Genomic DNA, 18195 nt, shown 5'->3' on the forward strand with positions numbered 1-18195 from the left:
GACCGTCATGACCACCAGGCTCATGGCCGAGGGCCTGTTCGAGGGTGCCGATCCCCTGCGGCTCGTGGGCGCGCGATGCTCCGGATGCCACACTGTCGTCTTCCCCCGGCAAGACTCGTGTCCCCGGTGTGCCGTCGGTGCCATGTCCGCGCATGTGCTGCCGGTGCGGGGCCTGGTGTGGTCGTGGACACTCCAGGCGTTCCCGCCCAAGCCGCCGTACCGGCCGCCGTCCGGGGGCTTCCAGCCGTATCACGTGGGCTATGTGGACCTCGGTGAGGTGCTGGTCGAGGCGCGGCTGGAGGTGCCCCGCCGGCAGATGCGGATCGGGCTGCCGGTCCGGCTCACCACGATGCCCGCCTACCACGACGAGGACGGGACCGAGGTGCTGACCTTCGCGTTCCGCCCGGACCCGGAAGAGGACAGATGACCAGGGCGAGGTCCGACGAGGTTTACGTGGTCGGCTGCGGTATGCACCCCTTCGGCCGCGACGAGACCGTCACCGGGATGGCCATGGCCGAGCGGGCCGTGCGCGAGGCGCTGGCCGACGCCGGTGTCGGCTGGGAGGACATCGGCTACGCGGCCGGCGGCTCCGACGTGTCCGGCAAGCCCGACACGCTGGTGGGCCGCCTGGGTCTGACCGGTGTGCCGTTCGTCAACGTGCAGAACGGCTGCGCGACCGGCGCCTCGACCGTGCTCGCGGTGGCCAACGCCCTCCGCGCGGGCGAGGCCTCGCTGGGCCTGGCGGTGGGCTTCGACAAGCACGAGCGGGGCGCTTTCACCGTGTCCGCGGCCCGCTACGGCCTTGGCGACTGGTACGCCGAGAGCGGCATGATGCTGACGACCCAATTCTTCGCCCTGAAGACCCGGCGGTATCTGCACGAGCACGGAGTCTCGGAACGGGCGCTGGCCATGGTCGCGGCACGGGCCTTCCGCAACGGCGCCCAGCACCCCATGGCCTGGCGGCGCAAGCCGCTCACGGAGCAGGAGATCCTCGACTCCGCCGAGGTCAGTCCCCCGCTCACCCAGTACATGTTCTGCTCGCCAGGGCAGGGTGCGGCGGCACTGGTCCTGGCCCTCGGCGACCGCGCCTTCGACCTGTGCGAACGTCCGGTCAGACTGGCGTCGTTGGCGCTGCGCACCCGGCGGTTCGGGTCGTTCGAGGTGTTCTCGCCCTGGCTGCCGCCGGGGCCGCACCGCAGCCCGAGTGTGGACGCCGCGGAGGCGGTCTTCCGCCGGGCCGGTCTGCGGCCGGCGGATGTGCGGGTCGCTCAGCTGCAGGACACCGACAGCGGCTCGGAGCTGATCCACCTGGCGGAGACCGGGCTCTGCGGCCACGGCGAGCAGGAGGAACTGCTGGCCGCCGGGGACACCGACGCCACGGGCCGGATCCCGGTCAACACCGACGGCGGCTGCCTGGCCGGCGGTGAGCCCGTCGGCGCCTCGGGGCTGCGCCAGTTCCACGAAGTCGTACGGCAGTTGCAGGGCCGGGCGCCGGGAGTGCAGGTACCGGGCGCTCCCCAGGTGGGCTTCACGCATGTGTACGGGGCGCCCGGTATCAGTGCGTGCGCGGTGCTGACGGTCTGAGAGGCAGCGGACGCAGCCGACACTGGGCGGACCCGCAGCGGGATGGGCGGTCCGGCCGCCCCGCGCAGCCCGAAGGGGCGCGGATACCCCGGCCTGGCCGGCGACGCTGCCGGAGGGCCACGAGACGACGGGTGGGCTGGTCGCGGGCCGCGAGCCGTTGCCCTGGTGAAACGCTGACCCGGTGAGCCGACGTGTGCGTCAGGTCTGTGCGGCGGCCGGCTTCTGGTCGGCGGCGACGATGCGCAGCGCCAACGACCTCACCGCCTCCAGCACGGCCTGGGACGGCAGTTGGGACAGCGGCCCTCCCTCGGCCCGCAGTGCCGTGACGAGCATGGTCGCACTGATCAGGGTGCGGACCGCGAGTGCCTGCGCCGCGTGCCGTGACTTGGCCGCCCGGGGGCTGCGGGTGATGCCCTCGGGCAGATAGTCGTAGCCTCGCTGGACGTGCCGCTGTTCGAACTCGTCCCTCAGCGCCTTGACGCTGCCGCTGGCCGAGGCGACCTGTACCTGGTAGAGGCGGGCCTCGTCCGGGTTCCGCTCCACCCAGTCCCACACGGCGTCGATGACCCTCAGCAGGCCCTCCGCGTCACCCGGCTCGGACTCCGGCCGGGCCGCCTCCACGACCGCGTTCAGCTGGTCGAAGACCCGGCGCATGGCGAGTTCGAGCAGCTCCTCCTTGCCGTCGAAGTGGTAGTAGACGGCCGTGGGCACGACTTGGGCCTCGTCGGCGATGTCCTGGATGCTGGTCTCCGCGAATCCGTTCCGGCCGAACACCCGTACGGCGGCGGTGATGATGTGCTGCCGTCGCGAGGGGCGGTGGGCAGGCTGCTTGCCGTTCTCCGTGCTGGCCATCATGCTCCCCTGCGACTGCCGTGAACCGCGTCCGCGCGTCCCGTTTACTGACCATGCTATCCAGTAACTCCGACGTTGGAACGCGTAACTCCAGCTGCACAGATGACTCCAGAGCTCAAGGCTCCCGGCATACTTGACATCATGACGACGCCCAGAACCCGCGCTGCTCACCGCCCTTCGCGCAAGCAGTGGGTGATCGAGGCGGCCACCGAGCTGTTCGCCACCCAGCCGCCGGACGAGGTGACGGTGGCCGACATCGCCGCTCGCGCGGAGATGACCTCGGCTGCGGTGTACTACCACTTCTCCTCCAAGGACCAGGTCCTGGTGGAAGGTATGCGGGTGTTCGCGGCCGCGCTGCGCGAGCAGATGGAGGCGCTCACCGAGGCCCACACTTCCGACTCCGACATCGGTCCCGCCGTCACCGCGCTGCTGGCCTGGCTGGGCGAGCACCGGTCGGCCGCCACCGTGTTCTTCGTGTCGTCGGCCGGCATGAGCCAGGACGCGGAGGCGCTGCGGCAGGAGAGCCGTACGGCGCTGGTGCGTGAACTGGTGCTGCTGATCCGCAAGGCCCGCACGTCGGTCTCCGACGCCGAGGCGGCGGTGATCGCCCTGGGTCTGCTGGCGCTGTTGGAGACCGCGGCGATCTCGCAGGTCCGCGGTGACGACGTCTACCGCTCGCTCGGCCACCGCTCCTTCGTCCGTGAGGTCGGCCTGCTCGCCGAGCGGATCGCCGACCCGGCCACCTGAGCGGACCGGGGTCGCCGAGACCTCGGATCACACCAGCAGACGCAGGGGCTTGCGCAGCAGTTCACCGATCGTGCGCAGATATTCGGCCGCGGGTGCCCCGTCGACGGCGCGGTGGTCGAAGGTCAGGCTCAGGGTGAGCACACGCGTCCGCACAGGCCGGTCGTCCACCCACTCGACGCCGTCCTTGAGCCTGCCCACACCGAGAATCGCGACATTTCCGGTGTTGATGACGGGCGTGAAGAAGTCGACGCCGTATCCGCCCAGCGAAGTGACCGTGAAAGTGGCGCCTTCCAGCTGAGCCGGAGAGATCCGCCCCTCGCGCGCGGCCTCCGCCAGGGCCCTCGACCGGCGGGCGATCTCGGGCAGCGGCAGTGCCTCAGCGTCCTCGATCACCGGGACCAGCAGGCCACCCGGAACGGCCACCGCGAACCCGAGGTGGATGGCGCCGAGCAGATGGATGCCGTCCTCCCGCACCGTCGCGTTGAGCAGCGGGTGCCGGCGCAGCGCCAGCGCGGCGGCCTTGAGCAGGAAGTCGTTGAGGCTGGGCACCGGCAGGTCACCGTCGGCCCACTCCTCCTTGAGCCGCTCCCGCAGGGACACCACGGCGTCCATCCGCACTTCGTAGCCGTGTGTCAGCTGCGCCATCTCCTGGAGGCTGGCGTGCATCCGGCGGGCGATGGTGCCGCGCATCCCGGTGAGCGGGAGGACATCGCCGGCCTGGGGTTCGTCCGCAGTGCGGCGCGCGGGCGTCGGCGCGGGCGTCGGCGTGACGGCCTCGAGGTCGGCCCTGCGGATCCAGCCGCCCGGGCCGGTGCCGTTCACCTCGGAGAGATCGATGCCCCGTTCTTTCGCCAGCTTGCGCACCAGCGGCGAGGCGGAAGCGCCCGGCGGGGCCGGTGCGACGAGGCCGCCGGGGAAGGCAGCCAAGAACTCCTCGACGTCCTCGGAGATGATCCGCCCACCGGGTCCGGTGCCGCGTACCGCGGTGAGATCGACGTCGGCCGCGGCCGCCACCCGCCGTGCGTTCGGTGAGGACAGGAGCCGGCCACCGGCGCCGCGTGGGGCGGCGCTGCCGTTGGGAGAGCTCGCCGCGCCGTTCGGGGTCGGCACCGCAGAGGCAGCGCCGACGAGCACGGGCTCCACGGCCGCGGGCCCGGCGGACATCGGCGTACCCCTTGGATCCGGTGGCTGCTCGCCCTCCGCCAGCAGCCAGCCGATGAGGGCCCCGGGCGGGACCGTGGTCCCCGCCGGAACCACGGGGTGGAAGATTCCCCCGGCCTCCGCCTCGATGTCCACGTCCACCTTGTCGGTGGCCAGCCGCAGCAGTGCGTCACCCTCGGCGACGACGGCGCCGGTGGCCACGAGCCACTCGTCGATCATGCCTTCCTGCATGGAGAGACCGATCTTCGGCAGCAGAACCTCGACCGCCACGTCGGTCACGACCTTTCGAGAAGGCGGCGGCAGCCCTCGGCGATCCGCGCGCGATCGGGCACGTACGCCTTCTCGAGGACCGGGGAGAAGGGAACCGGGGAGAAGGGGGCGCCGATGCGCAGGACCGGCGCGTCCAGGTGGTCGAAGGCCGCGTCCTGGATCTGGGCGGCGATCTCCGCGCCGAGTCCGCCGAAGGTGACGGCCTCGTGCACCACGAGCGCCCGGTTGGTCCGGCGCACGGAGGCGAACATGGTCTCGGTGTCCAGGGGCTGCACGGTACGGGGGTCGATCACCTCGATCTCCACCCCCTGAACCGCGAGTTCGTCGGCCGCCGCGAGGGCCTCGCCCACCATGCGGCCCAGGGCGATGACGGTGACGTCGGAGCCCTGCCGCGCGGTGTGCGCCTGGCCCAGCGGAATGCCGTAGATCTCCTCGGGCACCTCGCCGGCGCTGCCCAGCAGGACCTTGTTCAGCATCACGACGACCGGGTTGTCGTCCCGGATGGCCGAGACGGTCAGGCCCTTGGCGGTGTACGCGTCGGACGGCATGACCACCTTGAGGCCGGGAACATGGGCGAGCCAGGCCTCCAGGCTCTGGCTGTGCTGGGCGGCTGCGCCGAGGCCCGCGCCGGAGGCGGTGGTGATGGTGAGCGGCACGGACAGGGCGCCGCCGAACATGTACTTCATCTTGGCGGCCTGGTTGACGATCTGGTCGAGGCAGACGCCGATGAAGTCCATGAACATCAGGTCGACGACGGGTCGCAGGCCACGCGCGGCGGCGCCGACACCGAGGCCGACCAGCGCGGCCTCCGAGATGGGTGTGTCGATCATGCGGCGGGGCCCGAACTCGTCGAGCAGGTTGTCGAACATGCGGAACACGCCGCCGTAACCGGCCACGTCCTCGCCGGCGACGAAGACGTTCTCGTCCTCGCGCATGGCCTGCGCGAGTCCCTCGTTGAAGGCCTTGACGTAACTCAGTTTGCGGGCCGTGCCGTCCGGCGCGGCGGCCCGTGCTTCGGTGATGGTGGTCATGGCGGTCATCCCGAGTAGACGTTGAGCAGCAGGTCGGCTGGGTCGGGCAGAGGGCTCGCCTCGGCGTACGCGATGGCCTCGGCGACCTCGTCGCGGGTGCGCTGCCACACCTCGTCCAGCTCGGCGCGCGTGGCGGTGCCGTCGGCGACGGCCCGGGCCTCCAGCAGGTCGATGGGGTCACGGGCCTTCCACTCGGCGACCTCCTCGTCCGAGCGGTAGGGGTGACGCAGTCCCTTGACGCCCTGGTGGTCGTAGAAGCGGTAGGTCTTGGCCTCGATCATCATCGGACCGGCGCCCGCCCGAGCCCGTGCGACGGCGTCGGCGGCGGCGCGGTGGACGGCGAGTGCGTCCATGCCGTCGACGATCACACCGGGCATGCCGTAGGCGGCGGCCCGGTCGGCGACGTCGGTGAGCAGCATGTGCCCGGACTGCGGGGTGAACTCCGCGTAGCCGTTGTTCTCGCAGACGAAGACCACCGGCAGGCCGAGGATCGCGGCCATGTTCGCGCCCTCGTGGAAGGCGCCGATGTTGGTGGCGCCATCGCCGAAGAAGGTCACAGCAACGCTGTCCTCGCCCTTGTACCGGGCGGCGAAGGCGGCACCCACGGCGATCGGGACGCCCGCCCCGACGATTCCGTTGGCGCCGAGCATGCCGCGGGTGAGGTCGTTGATGTGCATGCTCCCGCCGCGGCCGAGGCAGGCGCCGGTGACCCGGCCGTACAGCTCGGCGTACATCTCACGCAGGCCGACGCCCTTGGCCACCGCGTGCCCGTGGCCCCGGTGGGTGGAAGTGATCTGGTCGTCGTCGCGCAGGGCCGCCATCACGCCGGCGGCCACGGCTTCCTGGCCGACGTAGAGGTGCAGGAAACCGGGCAGTCTGCCCGCCTCCATGAGCTTGCCTGCCTCGGTCTCGAACAGCCGGATGCGCACCATGCGCTCGTGCAGATCCTTGACGACCTGCGCGGTTTCCTGGTTCGCGGCCGGATCGGCCGACTTCTTCGATGTCCTCTGAGCCATCGTCCGTCCCTTCGCCCCGAGCGAGGTGTAACCAGCGATCGGACTTTGTTGTATCGGTATACAGTAACTAGCCAGGGGCACCTTACTGAAGAGGTTCTCTAATTACTATGGGCAGGACTCAACCGGCGTCGGGACCGCCGCCACGCGCCCTCACCCGAGGCTGGGTCAGCTTGATCCAGCCACTGGACGGCACCTCGAGTCAGACGACGACGAGGAGCTGCCCGCCGAGTCCGGCCGAGCCGGCGATCGCCCGCGAGATGTGGGAGCGGCGCACGGGGGCACAGCCGAGCGCCTCACCGCAGAAGCGCTCCACCACTTCCAGGCCCCGCACCACGACCCCCGCCTCGAAGAGGTGGACATCCGCGCCCGTCCGGGCGCCTCGACTGGACCGGTCGCCCCATCGGCCATCGGGCCACCTCTCCGCCGGTCTGCCCAGCCATCTCACCGAGTAGCTGGAGCCACTCAACAGAAAGATCCCGTCGAGCCGAGCGTGTCTCTTTCACAGAAGGCGGGGTGAGCTCTGGGATGCCGCCCCGCGAAGTTCAGCACTTACTATTGACACACACCACTAACTCCTGTTGTTGTGTCGGTCACAGCGCAGCTGTAGCACCAGGACCCCTTCACCAGCTCGCGGCTGGGAGGATTGAGGACACCGTGGTCCAGATCAATTCACCGGAGACCCGAACGGCGGACGACGATCGCCCCCTACCGCCCCCCGCTCCGGAATACACCTCATGGATCGGCCAGGACCGCTCCACGGACGCCGCGGGCGTCGCGACGCGGCAGGACGCGGCCGAACTCGCCGAGCGTGTCGTCGAGCACTACATCAACAACACCACGCACGAAGCCGAGGAGCAGTGGACGGAACCCGTCGACAACTACCTCGACGCCGACCGCTGGCTGCGGGAGATGGACGCCGTCCACCGGAGCGTTCCGCTGCCCCTGGCCATGTCGTGCGAGCTCCCCGGACCGGGCACCTACAAGGCGTTGGACGTGCTCGGCGTCCCCATTCTGATCACCCGGGACCGCAAGGGCGTCGTGCACGCGATGATCAACGCCTGCCGCCACCGCGGCGCCGAACTCGTCGAGCCGGGCTGCGGCGTGGCGAAGCGGATCACCTGCCCTTACCACGCCTGGTCGTACGACCTGTCGGGCGAACTGCGCGGCGTGTACGCCGAGAAGACCTTCGGCGAAGTGCCACGCGAGAAGCGCAGCCTGATCCAGCTCCCCGTCGGTGAGCGCGCCGGCATCGTCTTCGTATCGCTGGATCCGGCCGCCGAGCACGACCTGGACGCCTGGCTGGGAGGCTTGCAGCCGCTCCTGGAAGGACTCCGCTTCGCGGACTGCCACCACTACGCGACCCGTGAGCTGACCAGCCCGAACTGGAAGATCACCCTCGACGGGTACCTGGAGACCTACCACTTCGCTTCACTGCACACGAAGACGGTCTTCGAGACGAACTTCTCCAACATGATGGCCCATGACACCTGGGGCCCCCACCAGCGTCTCGGCGCCGCCCTGCGACCCGTCGCCGATCTGGTGGAACTGCCCCCGGAGCAGCGCGATCCGGGCGACGTCGTGGGAGCCATCTACTGGCTCTTCCCCGGTCTGGCCATCGCCGGCACCTGGCGCAACAAGATCGCCGTGTCCCTCGTGATTCCCCGTACTGCCACCGAATCGGTGACCCAGCAGATCGTCCTGCTGCGCGAGCCTGCCGTCACCGAGGAGGAACGTCACGCCGCCGACCAGTTCGGCGAGTGGTTCTACGAGGTGGTCCGCGACGAGGACTACGCAACCACCTACGGAGTGCAGCGGGGGCTGAAGGCCCTCGCCGGAACCGACTTCGTCTTCGGACGCAACGAACCCGGGCTCCAGCACTTCCACCGCACCATCCACCGCCTCCTGGACGAGGCGTCCAGATGACGAACCAACAACCCTCGCAGGAGAACAACATGGTGGCTACGGGCAGCCTCGACGGACGTGTCGCAGTGATCACGGGCAGCACGCGCAGTATCGGCCGCGCCATCGCCGAGGCCTTCCTGGCCGACGGGGCAACGGTCGTGCTCAGCGGCCGCTCGGATGTCAAGGGCAAGCAGGCGCTGGAGGAGCTCCAGGCCGGCGAGAAGGCCGTCTTCCACGCCTGCGACTCGAACAGCCAGGCGGACATCGAGGCACTCGTCGACTGGACGGTCGAGCGCTTCGGCCGACTGGACATCATGGTCAACAACGTCGGCGGCACCGAGGGCTTCGCCCTGATCCACGAGCTGGGCGACGAGGCGTGGCACAAGGCGCTCGACCTGAACCTCAACGCCTACTTCTACGGCACCCGCCGTGCGCTGAAGCCCATGCTGGAAGGCGGCTGGGGGCGGGTCATCAACATCTCCTCGGTCGAGGGCAAGCAGGCCAACAAGCCCGCGATCAGCCACTACATCACCAACAAGCACGCCATCCACGGTCTGACCAAGGCGACCGCCTTCGAGTACGGCACCCTGGGCATCACCTGCAACGCGATCTGCCCCGGCGCCGTCGACACCGACCTGATGCGTGCCGCGGGACCAGCCGCGGCCGAGGCCGAGGGCATCAGTTACGAGGAGTGGCTGGGCCGGTTCGCCGAGCACGCCGCCACCAAGAAGATCACCACCGTCGAGCAGATCGCGGGAGTCGCCAGGCTGCTCGCGAGCGACGCGGGCGTGGGCATCACCGGCACGCTCATCAGCGTCGACGGCGGCACGGCGCAGTGGTGAGCGGAGCAGCGGACAGCAGGAGCCCCATCACCATGAAGCACTGGATCATCGACTGGCAGCGCAACGAGCGACTGCCCCACTACACCAGGGCCAACGCGGGCGAGACCCTGCCGGAACCGGCCAGCCCGCTGGGCTGGAGCCTGGTCTGGGGGCGCGGCCTGCAGGGCTGGCGCCGCGGCTTCGTCGACTTCGGCATCTACCGCGATGAGGAGGTCGCCGGCACCCGGCCCCCGTTCGTCGGAATCTTCGGCGGCTACTTCTACCTCAACCTCTCGCACCTGCGGCTGTTCGGCATCCGCATGGGGCAGACCGCCGACCAGATCGACGCGGCCTTCGTCGGCCAGCGCTCCGACACCCCGGCGTACGTGGCGCACCCCGACGACCAGGACGCGGACCTGACGGCCAAGGCCGGCGGGATCCTCCAGCAGATGCTCGGCCAGAGCGGCTACCCGGAGGCCGACGCCGACCACGAGCGGCTGCGCCGGATCCGCCGCGAGCGGCCCGACCTCTCGCGGTTGTCCGACGCCGAGCTGGTGGCGTGGGCGCGCGGCCTGCTCGACGACGTCGAGACGACCTTCCAACGGCACGTCGAGTCGTCGCTGCCCGCGTCGGTCGGACCCGCCATTCTCGGCCCGCTGTGCGCGAGCGTCGATCGTCCCGGCGCGATGCTCGATCTCATCGGAGGGCTGGGTGACGTCGACTCGGCCGCCCCCTCGGCGGGCCTGTGGGCGCTGTCCCGGCAGGTGGCGGCCTCCGCCGAACTGACGGCACTGTTCGACCAGGGCCCGTTGGCGGTCGAGCAGTCGCTCGAGGAAGCGACCGGGGACGTGACGGCGTTCCGGGACTCCTTCGCCGAGTTCCTCGCCGCGTCCGGCGACCGCGGCCCCAACGAGTGGGACATCCACGCGCTGTCCTGGGAGGCCGCCCCGATCCAGGCGCTGTCCCTGGTCGACCGGATCCGGCACAGCTCCGACGGTGATTCCCCGGCCGCGCGGCACCAGCGGCTCACGGCACACCGTCAAGCGACGGCGGCGGAGGTCCGTGGGGCCCTCCCCGAGGACGTGCAGCCGATGTTCGACGCCGGAATGCATGCGTCCAACGTGTGGATCCCGGCGCGCGAGCGAACCAAGGCGAACTGCGTCACCGTCATCAACGAAATCCGGATGGCGATCCGCGAACTCGGCCGGCGCGGTGTCGAGGCAGGACGCTTCGCTCAACCCGAAGACGTGATGATGCTGCTGGACACCGAGCTCGACGACTATGTCGCCGATCCGGACCGCTTCGGCCCCGTCATCGCCCAGCGGCTTCAGGAGTACGGCGAACTGCGCGAACTGGAACCGCCGTTCTTCATCGCGGACGACTCCCGGACCGAGATCGACAGCTGGCCGCGGCGCAGCGAAGAGCACACTGAGGCCGCTGTCGAGGGCGACGTGCTCAAAGGCGTCGGCGGCAGCTACGGCACGTACACCGGTAGGGTCCGGGTCGTCACCGATCCGGCCTCGTGCGAGGCGCTGGAGCCGGGCGAGGTGCTGGTGGCACCGATCACCGACGCCGCCTGGACCCCGCTGTTCCTCGTCGCCGGAGCGGCCGTCGTGGATGTCGGCGCGCTCAACAGCCACGCTGTCGTGGTCTGCCGTGAGCTGGGCATTCCCGCCGTCATCTCCGTCGAGGACGGTACGCAGCGGCTGCGTGACGGCATGGTGATCACGGTCGACGGTGAGCGGGGCACGGTCACCGTCGACGGCGTCCCGGTGGCCGCCCATCTCTGAAACCGACCGAACGCCACCCTCGGGTCGCTGCCGTGCGCAGTGGCCCGAGGGTGAGCCTGGCCGTCCGCAGCAAGGGCCTGCATCCTCGCCCAGCACATCCGCCGGAACACGCCGGGCGGCGAGCTCACGTGGTCGCCGGGCGCGACGACGACGCATTGCGGCGTACGCCGACGGCTGGCGCTTCACCCACCGCACGCTGACGCGCAGCTGGTCGGACGGCAACCCTGCCGTGCTGGCCTGCCGATGGCGCAAGGTGGTAACACGAGGAAAGGACGACTGTGTCCGAGGAAATCATCGTCGCCGGATGGATGGAGTACGCGCCCGAGGAGCGCGACACCATGCTGGGACATCTCGTCGAGGTCCAGGAGCGGACCCTGGAGACGGAGCCGGGCTGCCTGGACTACGCCATCACGGCGGACCCCACCCAGGCGGGACGCATTCGGGTGTTCGAACGCTGGGTCTCCCAGCAGGCCCTCGACGAACACTTCACCACCCCGCACATCAAGGATTTCCGGACGGCGGTGGCCGGGCTGACCAGGGTGGGAGTCTCCCTGAACGTGCACAGCGTCGCCGAAACACGAACCATGCGTTGAGACCCCACGCCCTTAAGGCCAATGCCAGGAACTCAGGCGGCTCTGTGTTGGCTTGAGACAGAGGCGGGCGCGTACGCGTACGCCCTCGGTGTCCGGCATACCGAGCAAGCCGCTCAGGCCAGGCGTGCCGTCCTACGGGTCCGGCGTCAGCCTCACCAGCATTTTGCCGATGTTGCCGCCGCCGAGGAGGGAGAGCAGTGCCTCGGCCGCGTGCTCGAGGCCGTCCACCACTGTTTCGCGGGCGACGATCCGGCCCGAGCGCAGCCAGCCCGCGACCCGCTGCTCGAACTCCGGCCGCAGGTCGTCGTGGTCGCGGACGATGAAACCGCACAACGTCAGCCGCTTGAGGACCGCTTGGATCAAGTGGTTGATGTCCGCGGTCCGCCGGCCGCCCCCGAACTGCGACATCATGCCGCAGAGGGCGACTCGGCCACCGGTCCGCAGCGCGTGCAGGGCCGCGGCGAGCTGCTCACCGCCCACGTTGTCGAAGTACACGTCGATCCCGTCGGGTGCCAGCCGGGCCAGCGCCTCGCGCACTGGCTGGGCACGGTAGTCCGCGGCCGCGTCGTAGCCGAACTCCTCGACCAGCAGGGCGCACTTGTCGGGCCCGCCGGCGGTACCGATCACTCGTTCCGCGCCCAGCATGCGCGCGAACTGGCCGGCGGCGGTGCCGACGGCCCCGGCAGCCGCCGACACGAAGACGGTGTCGCCGGGGCGCAGCGCCGCGATCCGGGTCAGGCCCACGTACGCGGTGAATCCCGTCTGACCGAGCAGCCCCAACCAAGTAGGCAGCGGGGCGAGTCGCGGGTCGATGCGATCCGCCCCGTCGGTGTCCGCCCCCACCAGGACGGCCCGCTCCCGCCAGCCCAGCTGGTGACGTACGAAGGCACCCGGCGGTACGGAGGGACAGCGGCTCTCCTCCACGACACCGAGGGCGCGCCCGTCGAGCGGTGATCCGGGGGCGAAGTTGTGCGTGTAGTGCTTCTCGGTGGTCTCCAGCCGCCCGCGCATGGACGGGTCGACGCTCATGTAGAGATTGCGGACGAGGACCTGCCCCTCACCGAGGGGCGGCAGGGGGCGTTCCTCGACGGCGAAGTCACCGGGGATCGGTTCTTTCCCAGGTCGGCGTACGAGACAGACCACCCGGGTGGTGCGGGGTGTCACCGGCTCACTCCTCCTGCTGCCGGGCGACGCGCCGCTGGGCGAACCGGCCCACCCAGCCGGCCATCTGGAGGTCCGCGTGGCGCAGTTCGCCCGACAGCCAGCGGGCCTGGAAGTCGAAGATGCCCTGCGCTCCGGTCCCGGGATCGGTCACCTCGACCAGGCCGTCCTCGGTGAGCCGGTACACGTGCCCGGTCAGCGGGTGGATCACTTGCTTGGGCATGGACCCCTCACTCCTGCACTCGGCGGCGCACGCCGCGCTTGGTCACGGTCACCGGGCCCTCGACCCGGAGCCGGCAGGCGAGCCGGGTCAGGCCGTCCGCCGGCTTGCGCAGGGCCTCGATGCCCTCGTGTTCCAGCGGACCCACGGGCGAACAGTTCTCGGCACCCTCCTCCACCTGAACGAAGCAGGTGCGGCAGGTGCCCTTGCCGCCGCAGACGGTGGGCCAGCGGTAGCCGAGCCGCTGGGCGGCGGTGAACAGGTCCTCCCCGTCGAGGACGTCGATCTCGGCGCCGGAGGGCAGGATCGCCACCCGGTGGGTCACGGTCACCGCTTCATCCACCGGTCGAGCGTCTGGTTGAAGTGACGGATGCGGCTCTCCTGGTAGTTGGCCAGGGTGATGCCCGGTTTGCGCATCGTCTTCAGGCCCTCCTGGACGTAGGGCAGGTTCTCGCAGTCCTGGTCGAAGACGGGCCCGAGCACACCCAGTTCCGGGATGTCCGCGAAGAGCACGTCCTCGGGCACCCAGCGGATCTTGACCGGCGGCGGCATCTCACCGGGCTGCTTCGGTGCGGACATGAAGATGATCTCGGCGGTGCAGGAGTCCGGGTCGAGACCGTTGGGCCGGAACCGGTAGATGATGTTGGACTTGGCGCCGCCCCAGGGGTTGAAGTTGGGGAAGAGCAGGTAGTTGATGGCGTCGAGCAGTTCGGTGTCGGCGGTCTGCGAGAAGTCCTGGTGCGAGGTGGCCGCCAGCTGCTCCCGCATCCGCTGGGCGAGGACCTGACGGGCGGTGCCGCCGGGCGGGATGGCGGGGAGGTCGTCCCCTTCCTTCATCACCAGGTCACGGCCCTGGGCCGCCGAGTAGAACGAGCGCGAGTCGTAGAACGTCTCCAGAACGTCCTCCTCCGTGACGGAGTCCGCCACGTGGGGGCTGGGAGCGCCCTGAATGTTGATCATCCGGTTCCAGTTGGGCTGGTCGGCCATGACGTCGTACTGCGAGTTGGCGTCGGCGAGCCACGGCAGCATCTGCGGATGCGTGGCGATCACGTGGAAGGACTCGATGAAAGCGTCCTGCGCGATCTTCCAGTTGCAGGGCAGCACCTTGCCGATGTGGAGCGACTTGTAGCGGTCCTCCAACGGCCAGATGTAGTACTCGTCGAAGGTGCCGCGGTAGCTGTCGAAGGGCTCCGCGTACGGGTCCATGTTGACGAAGACGAAGCCGCGCCAGGTGGCAACCTTGGCCTCGGGCAGCGTGAACTTCTCCGGGGTGATGTGGGGGAAGTCCCAGGCGCACGGCGGGCTCTGGAAGGAGCCGTCGAGGTTCCAGGTGAACCCGTGGAACGCGCAGCGGAACTCGCCGACGTTGCCGCCGTTCGTACGCAGTTTGCGGCCGCGGTGCAGGCACGCGTTCACGAAGGCGCGTATCTCGTCGGGGGCCGTCCGCACGATGATCAGCGAGTCGTTGCCGATCTCGTAGACCTCGTGGTCACCGACCTCGGGTATCTCGCTCTCCAGGCAGGCGAACTGCCAGACGCGGCGCCACACGAGCTCCATCTCCCGCTCGGCCCATTCGCGGGAGGTGAAGCGCGCGGTGTCGATGTCCTCGCTGCCGAGGTGGTCGTTGTGGTCGAGCCTCAGCGCCGGTGGAACTGGCCGGCTGTCCCGGTCGAGGTAGTCCTGGACGCTGGGTCCGGGGCACCGAGCCGATCCCAGCCCCGATGATTCGTCCATCATCTCTCCTCCGGCAGAAACTTTAGAATGAGTGTAGTTACTGTCTCCGGCCGGGAGCAACACTCACGTCGGTGTCCGAACGTCACATCGTCCGAGCTCTCCACGAAGTACGCCGCCTCACGTGGACCTACCTGGGGCCACCCCCGCCCAGAGCCCACTGGGCCATGTCACACACTCCAACGCCCTTGAGGCTGTACTACCTCATAAGTTTCCTGGTGGAGGTCGCCGAGCCGGCGCGGCAGGGACTTGTCTCCTCGCACGTCGAGACCTTCTCGATCGAGGAGACGCCGGTTGCTTGCCAGCGCCTGCACGCCAGGGAGATCAACGGCCGGGCGGCCCCGAGACTCCACGGCCGGTTGCCGAGTACGGGTGCTTCGTGGTTGCGCGCGCTCAGCCGGCCACCGGACCCCGCGCGCCCACCGTCCGTGCCACACAACGCCGCAGCACCGTCAGGAACTCCGGTGTCTGCCACGGCCCCCGGTCCACGCGCCCGGTGTCCGCCACACCGAGGTCCTGCACGTCGTAGCGGCCGCGGCAATGGCCGAGGGTGAAGTAGCAGACCTCTCCGAGCCCGTACCGCTTGAGATACAGCACCGGCCGGGGTGCATCGTCAGCAGCCGCCGCGCCACCCTCGACGAACCCGCGGCACGGCCCCGTGTACTCGGCGTGCAGCAGCACCTCCAACTCGCCGTGCAGCTCGCACACGTACAGCTCGTCGGTGACCGTGAACGGTTCGATCCCAGCGACCAGCGGATGGCCGGGCCGGGTCACCCGCACCTCGTACGGTTCGATCGGCGGGTGGGCCAGGAACTGGCTGCCGAGCACGACCGCTACTTCGCCGAGGAGCCGCGGCGTGGTGAACACCCGCGGTCCTCCGGAAGCCAGCGGCTCGATCACCGAGTTGGTGCCGTGCAGGGCCAGCCAGCGTCCGCCCCGCTCGACGAACCCAGCCAGTGCAGCCCGCTCCGCCGGGCTTGGCCGGACATCGCAGGTGTAGGTGACCAGCAGGTCGGCCCCCTCCAGCGCGGCGGCACAGTCGTAGTCCTGGAAGACCGTCGTACGTACCCTCGGATGCTCTCCGAGCAGTTCGAGCAGCCGGAGCCGCGCGTAGTCGAAATCGTGCCACCTGCCGGCGCAGACCAGTACGGCGTCCAGGCGGCCGGCCGGGCCCACCACGGCTCAGTACTGGACGCGGGTCAGCAGCCCGCCGTCCACCACCAGGTTGACCCCGACGCAGAAGGAGCCGGTCCGGCCGAGCAGGAACGCCACGGCGGCCGCCACGTCCTCCGCGGTGCCGTAGCGGCCGATCGGCAGCTTGGCGAGGACCTCCGCGTACACCTCCGGACGGCTGGTGCGGATGGTCTCCCAGGCGCCGCCGGGAAAGTCGATCGGGCCGGGCGAGACGGTGTTGACGCGGATGCCCTTCGGCGCGAGTGCGTGCGCGAGTGCCGAAGCGTGCTGGACCACGGCGGCCTTCAGGGCGGAATAGGAGTTCGCACCGGCAGGCCGGGCGGTGTCGGAGGCGTTGGTGGTGCCGATGGCCACCACGGCGGCCCGGTCGGAGGCCTCCAGGTGGGGCATGGCCGCCTCGACGAGTCCCGCGAACGGGATCAGGTCACCGCGCAGGCTGGCCTCCCACGACTCGGGGCCCTTGACGTTGCCAGCCGACACGTTGGACACCAGCAGGTCCAGGCCGTCGAGTTCACCTGCCGCCCGCTCCACGAAGCCCGCGAGCGCGGCCGGGTCGGTGACGTCGACCGGTTCGGCGAACACCGTCGCACCCTCGCCGCGCAGTTCGGCCGCTGCCTTGGCGAGCGCCTCCTCGCCCCTGGCGCACAGCGCCAGCGCGCAGCCCTCGGCCGCCAGGGTTGCGGCGATCGCCCGGCCGATGCCCCGGCTCGCGCCGGTCACCAGTGCCTTCGCGCCGGTCAGTCCCAGATCCATCGATGTCACTCCTTTGTGATTGCGGAACAGGCCCCGGTGCGGGACAGGCCCCAGGTGACTGCGGGAACGAACCGCGAGGCCCCCAGGTTGTCGTCCCTCAGTTGCCGGAGATCTGCGAGAACGGCACCCGGTCCACGCGCGGCTCCGGCGGCAGCTCCAGCACTCGCTCGCCGATCAGATTGCGCTGGATCTGGTCAGTGCCTCCGGCCAGCCGGTAGCCGGGAGCGCCGAGCAGATGCTGGGTCCAGGCGAACGTTCCCGGCTCGCCCGTGTCGGCGCAGATCCGGGCGCCCATGAGTTCGGCGGCGACCTGCCCGGTGCGGGTGAGCAGGTCGGAGGCCATGAGCTTGGTCAGCGACGCCTCCGGGCCGGGCCGGCCGCCGGAGACGCTCGTTCTGGCGACGCGGTCCACGGTGGCGGCGCGCAGCGCGGTGCGGACGTACAGGTCGGCGAGGCGCTGACGGACCAGCGGGTCGCCGGTGCGGCCGAGAGACCGGGCGAGGGCGAGAACGTCCGTGAAGGTGCCACCCTTGCGCCGGTTGCCGCTGCCGGAGGCGGTCCGTTCGAAGCCGAGGGTGGTGGTGGCCACCTCCCAGCCCTGACCAGGGCGCCCGATCCGGAGCCGGTCCGGGACGCGTACGCCGCTGAGGAAGACCTCGTTGAAGGAGGCACCGCCGCTCATCTGGCGGATGGGGCGCACCTCCACGCCGGAGGTGTCCAGCGGGACCAGGAAGGCGGTGATGCCCGCCTGTTTGACGACATCCGGATCGGTGCGGGCGAGCAGCAGGCCGTAGTCGGCGAACTGTGCTCCCGAGGTCCACACCTTCTGTCCGTCGACGACCCAGTCTCCCCCGTCCTCCTGCCGGGCGCGGGTGCGCAGGGCCGCGAGGTCGGAGCCGGCACCGGGTTCGCTGAAGAGCTGGCAGGCCAGCAGGTCGGTGCGCAGGAACGCGCGTGCGTAGTCACGGCGCTGCTCGGCCGTTCCGAACAGGGAGACGGCCATCGCGACCAGGCGCACGGTGACACTGATCAGCTCGGTGGACGGCGGCACCTCGAAGGCCGACTCCTCCTGGGCGAAGGCCGCCGCGTGGGCGGCGGTGAGGCCGGCGCCGCCCTTGTCCCGGGGCAGGGTGAGGGCCTGGTACCCGGCGTCGAAGCGGGCTCGCTGGTAGGCGCGGCAGCGCTCCAGCAGCAGGCGCTCCTCGGCTTCGGGGATGTTGTGGAACACGGCGAGGCCGGCGGCCTCACAGGTCGTCTCCGGCGCTCGCACGGGTTCGAGCACAGTGACCAGCCACTGTCGGACCGGTGCACGCCATGCGTCCACATCGGGCTGGGACATGGCTCCTCCTTCGGACGACACTTACCAGAC

19 protein-coding genes and 1 pseudogene are annotated in these 18195 nt (G+C 70.1%); 8 read left to right on the forward strand and 12 right to left on the reverse strand.

Annotation, left to right across the window (positions count from 1 at the left end; genetic code table 11):
• Positions 1-22 precede the first annotated feature (22 nt).
• From AOM45_RS53465 to AOM45_RS13600, 3 genes and pseudogenes are all read left to right on the forward strand, one after another.
• Positions 23-133 (forward strand): annotated as a pseudogene (locus tag AOM45_RS53465) (zinc ribbon domain-containing protein); the annotation flags it as partial.
• 9 nt (positions 134-142) lie between these two features.
• Entirely contained in the window at positions 143-427 is a 285-nt protein-coding gene (locus tag AOM45_RS13595) for an OB-fold domain-containing protein (protein WP_236703533.1), read from the forward strand.
• On the forward strand, positions 424-1584 hold the full coding sequence (locus AOM45_RS13600) for a thiolase family protein (RefSeq protein ID WP_030466762.1): 1161 nt from the start codon (positions 424-426) through the stop codon (positions 1582-1584). Before AOM45_RS13595 ends, AOM45_RS13600 begins: the two co-directional genes overlap by 4 nt.
• Positions 1585-1782: 198 nt before the next feature.
• Here AOM45_RS13600 and AOM45_RS13605 read toward each other — a convergent pair whose 3' ends face one another.
• On the reverse strand, positions 1783-2436 hold the full coding sequence (locus tag AOM45_RS13605; RefSeq protein ID WP_201779948.1) for a TetR/AcrR family transcriptional regulator: 654 nt from the start codon (positions 2434-2436) through the stop codon (positions 1783-1785).
• Positions 2437-2577: 141 nt separating this feature from the next.
• Between AOM45_RS13605 and AOM45_RS13610 the strand changes: the two genes are divergently transcribed.
• Positions 2578-3183: a TetR/AcrR family transcriptional regulator gene (locus tag AOM45_RS13610; RefSeq protein ID WP_030466760.1), complete on the forward strand. Its 606-nt coding sequence runs from the start codon at positions 2578-2580 to the stop codon at positions 3181-3183.
• 27 nt (positions 3184-3210) lie between these two features.
• Here the strand turns inward: AOM45_RS13610 and AOM45_RS13615 are convergent, their stop codons facing one another.
• The 4 genes from AOM45_RS13615 to AOM45_RS51740 all read right to left on the reverse strand — a co-directional run bounded on the left by AOM45_RS13615 (position 3211) and on the right by AOM45_RS51740 (position 7127).
• On the reverse strand, positions 3211-4623 hold the full coding sequence (locus tag AOM45_RS13615; RefSeq protein ID WP_201779949.1) for a dihydrolipoamide acetyltransferase family protein: 1413 nt from the start codon (positions 4621-4623) through the stop codon (positions 3211-3213).
• Positions 4620-5645, reverse strand: a complete 1026-nt coding sequence (locus tag AOM45_RS13620; protein ID WP_030466758.1) for an alpha-ketoacid dehydrogenase subunit beta — start codon at positions 5643-5645, stop codon at positions 4620-4622. The genes AOM45_RS13615 and AOM45_RS13620 overlap by 4 nt, the downstream gene beginning before the upstream one ends.
• 5 nt (positions 5646-5650) lie before the next feature.
• Positions 5651-6661: a thiamine pyrophosphate-dependent dehydrogenase E1 component subunit alpha gene (locus tag AOM45_RS13625; RefSeq protein ID WP_169774244.1), complete on the reverse strand. Its 1011-nt coding sequence runs from the start codon at positions 6659-6661 to the stop codon at positions 5651-5653.
• A gap of 199 nt (positions 6662-6860) precedes the next feature.
• A complete protein-coding gene (locus AOM45_RS51740) occupies positions 6861-7127 on the reverse strand; it encodes a hypothetical protein (RefSeq protein WP_169792637.1) in 267 nt (88 codons plus the stop codon).
• A gap of 188 nt (positions 7128-7315) precedes the next feature.
• On the opposite strand from AOM45_RS51740, the gene AOM45_RS13630 reads away from it, so the two are divergent.
• The 4 genes from AOM45_RS13630 (at position 7316) to AOM45_RS13645 (ending at position 11767) form a co-directional block, all read left to right on the forward strand.
• On the forward strand, positions 7316-8584 hold the full coding sequence (locus tag AOM45_RS13630; RefSeq protein WP_030466756.1) for an aromatic ring-hydroxylating oxygenase subunit alpha: 1269 nt from the start codon (positions 7316-7318) through the stop codon (positions 8582-8584).
• Complete coding sequence (locus AOM45_RS13635; protein ID WP_201779950.1) at positions 8581-9405, forward strand: SDR family NAD(P)-dependent oxidoreductase; 825 nt, start codon at positions 8581-8583, stop codon at positions 9403-9405. Before AOM45_RS13630 ends, AOM45_RS13635 begins: the two co-directional genes overlap by 4 nt.
• Positions 9406-9437: 32 nt before the next feature.
• Positions 9438-11174 (forward strand): PEP-utilizing enzyme, encoded by a 1737-nt coding sequence (locus tag AOM45_RS13640; RefSeq protein WP_030466754.1) that lies wholly within the window; start codon positions 9438-9440, stop codon positions 11172-11174.
• 278 nt (positions 11175-11452) lie between these two features.
• Complete coding sequence (locus AOM45_RS13645) at positions 11453-11767, forward strand: putative quinol monooxygenase (protein WP_030466753.1); 315 nt, start codon at positions 11453-11455, stop codon at positions 11765-11767.
• 132 nt (positions 11768-11899) lie between these two features.
• On the opposite strand, the gene AOM45_RS13650 is transcribed toward AOM45_RS13645, so the two are convergent.
• From AOM45_RS13650 to AOM45_RS13680, 7 genes are all read right to left on the reverse strand, one after another.
• Positions 11900-12931: an NADP-dependent oxidoreductase gene (locus tag AOM45_RS13650; RefSeq protein ID WP_030466752.1), complete on the reverse strand. Its 1032-nt coding sequence runs from the start codon at positions 12929-12931 to the stop codon at positions 11900-11902.
• A 4-nt stretch (positions 12932-12935) separates the two neighbouring features.
• The gene (locus AOM45_RS13655; protein ID WP_030466751.1) at positions 12936-13151 is read right to left on the reverse strand and encodes a hypothetical protein; all 216 of its coding nucleotides are present in this window, start codon (positions 13149-13151) and stop codon (positions 12936-12938) included.
• 7 nt (positions 13152-13158) lie between these two features.
• Positions 13159-13479, reverse strand: coding sequence for a 2Fe-2S iron-sulfur cluster-binding protein (locus tag AOM45_RS13660; protein WP_236703447.1), 321 nt, complete (start codon positions 13477-13479; stop codon positions 13159-13161).
• A complete protein-coding gene (locus AOM45_RS13665; protein WP_201779952.1) occupies positions 13476-14882 on the reverse strand; it encodes an aromatic ring-hydroxylating oxygenase subunit alpha in 1407 nt (468 codons plus the stop codon). Before AOM45_RS13665 ends, AOM45_RS13660 begins: the two co-directional genes overlap by 4 nt.
• A gap of 390 nt (positions 14883-15272) precedes the next feature.
• Positions 15273-16058, reverse strand: a complete 786-nt coding sequence (locus AOM45_RS13670; protein WP_030466748.1) for a ThuA domain-containing protein — start codon at positions 16056-16058, stop codon at positions 15273-15275.
• A gap of 3 nt (positions 16059-16061) precedes the next feature.
• A complete protein-coding gene (locus tag AOM45_RS13675; protein WP_030466747.1) occupies positions 16062-16826 on the reverse strand; it encodes an SDR family NAD(P)-dependent oxidoreductase in 765 nt (254 codons plus the stop codon).
• A 97-nt stretch (positions 16827-16923) separates the two neighbouring features.
• On the reverse strand, positions 16924-18165 hold the full coding sequence (locus AOM45_RS13680; protein WP_030466746.1) for an acyl-CoA dehydrogenase family protein: 1242 nt from the start codon (positions 18163-18165) through the stop codon (positions 16924-16926).
• Positions 18166-18195 lie beyond the last annotated feature (30 nt).

The sequence above is a fragment of the Lentzea aerocolonigenes genome (assembly GCF_000974445.1).
Lineage (GTDB): Bacteria > Actinomycetota > Actinomycetes > Mycobacteriales > Pseudonocardiaceae > Lentzea > Lentzea aerocolonigenes.

Coding starts and splice junctions, on each gene's coding strand:
- AOM45_RS13640 (WP_030466754.1), top strand. CDS start 9,438: ATGAAGCACTGGATCATCGACTGGCAGCGCAACGAGCGACTGCCCCAC.
- AOM45_RS13665 (WP_201779952.1), bottom strand. CDS start 14,882: ATGGACGAATCATCGGGGCTGGGATCGGCTCGGTGCCCCGGACCCAGC.
- AOM45_RS13620 (WP_030466758.1), bottom strand. CDS start 5,645: ATGACCACCATCACCGAAGCACGGGCCGCCGCGCCGGACGGCACGGCC.
- AOM45_RS13635 (WP_201779950.1), top strand. CDS start 8,581: ATGACGAACCAACAACCCTCGCAGGAGAACAACATGGTGGCTACGGGC.
- AOM45_RS13595 (WP_236703533.1), top strand. CDS start 143: ATGTCCGCGCATGTGCTGCCGGTGCGGGGCCTGGTGTGGTCGTGGACA.
- AOM45_RS13605 (WP_201779948.1), bottom strand. CDS start 2,436: ATGGCCAGCACGGAGAACGGCAAGCAGCCTGCCCACCGCCCCTCGCGA.
- AOM45_RS13680 (WP_030466746.1), bottom strand. CDS start 18,165: ATGTCCCAGCCCGATGTGGACGCATGGCGTGCACCGGTCCGACAGTGG.
- AOM45_RS13610 (WP_030466760.1), top strand. CDS start 2,578: ATGACGACGCCCAGAACCCGCGCTGCTCACCGCCCTTCGCGCAAGCAG.
- AOM45_RS13600 (WP_030466762.1), top strand. CDS start 424: ATGACCAGGGCGAGGTCCGACGAGGTTTACGTGGTCGGCTGCGGTATG.
- AOM45_RS13625 (WP_169774244.1), bottom strand. CDS start 6,661: ATGGCTCAGAGGACATCGAAGAAGTCGGCCGATCCGGCCGCGAACCAG.
- AOM45_RS13675 (WP_030466747.1), bottom strand. CDS start 16,826: ATGGATCTGGGACTGACCGGCGCGAAGGCACTGGTGACCGGCGCGAGC.
- AOM45_RS13655 (WP_030466751.1), bottom strand. CDS start 13,151: ATGCCCAAGCAAGTGATCCACCCGCTGACCGGGCACGTGTACCGGCTC.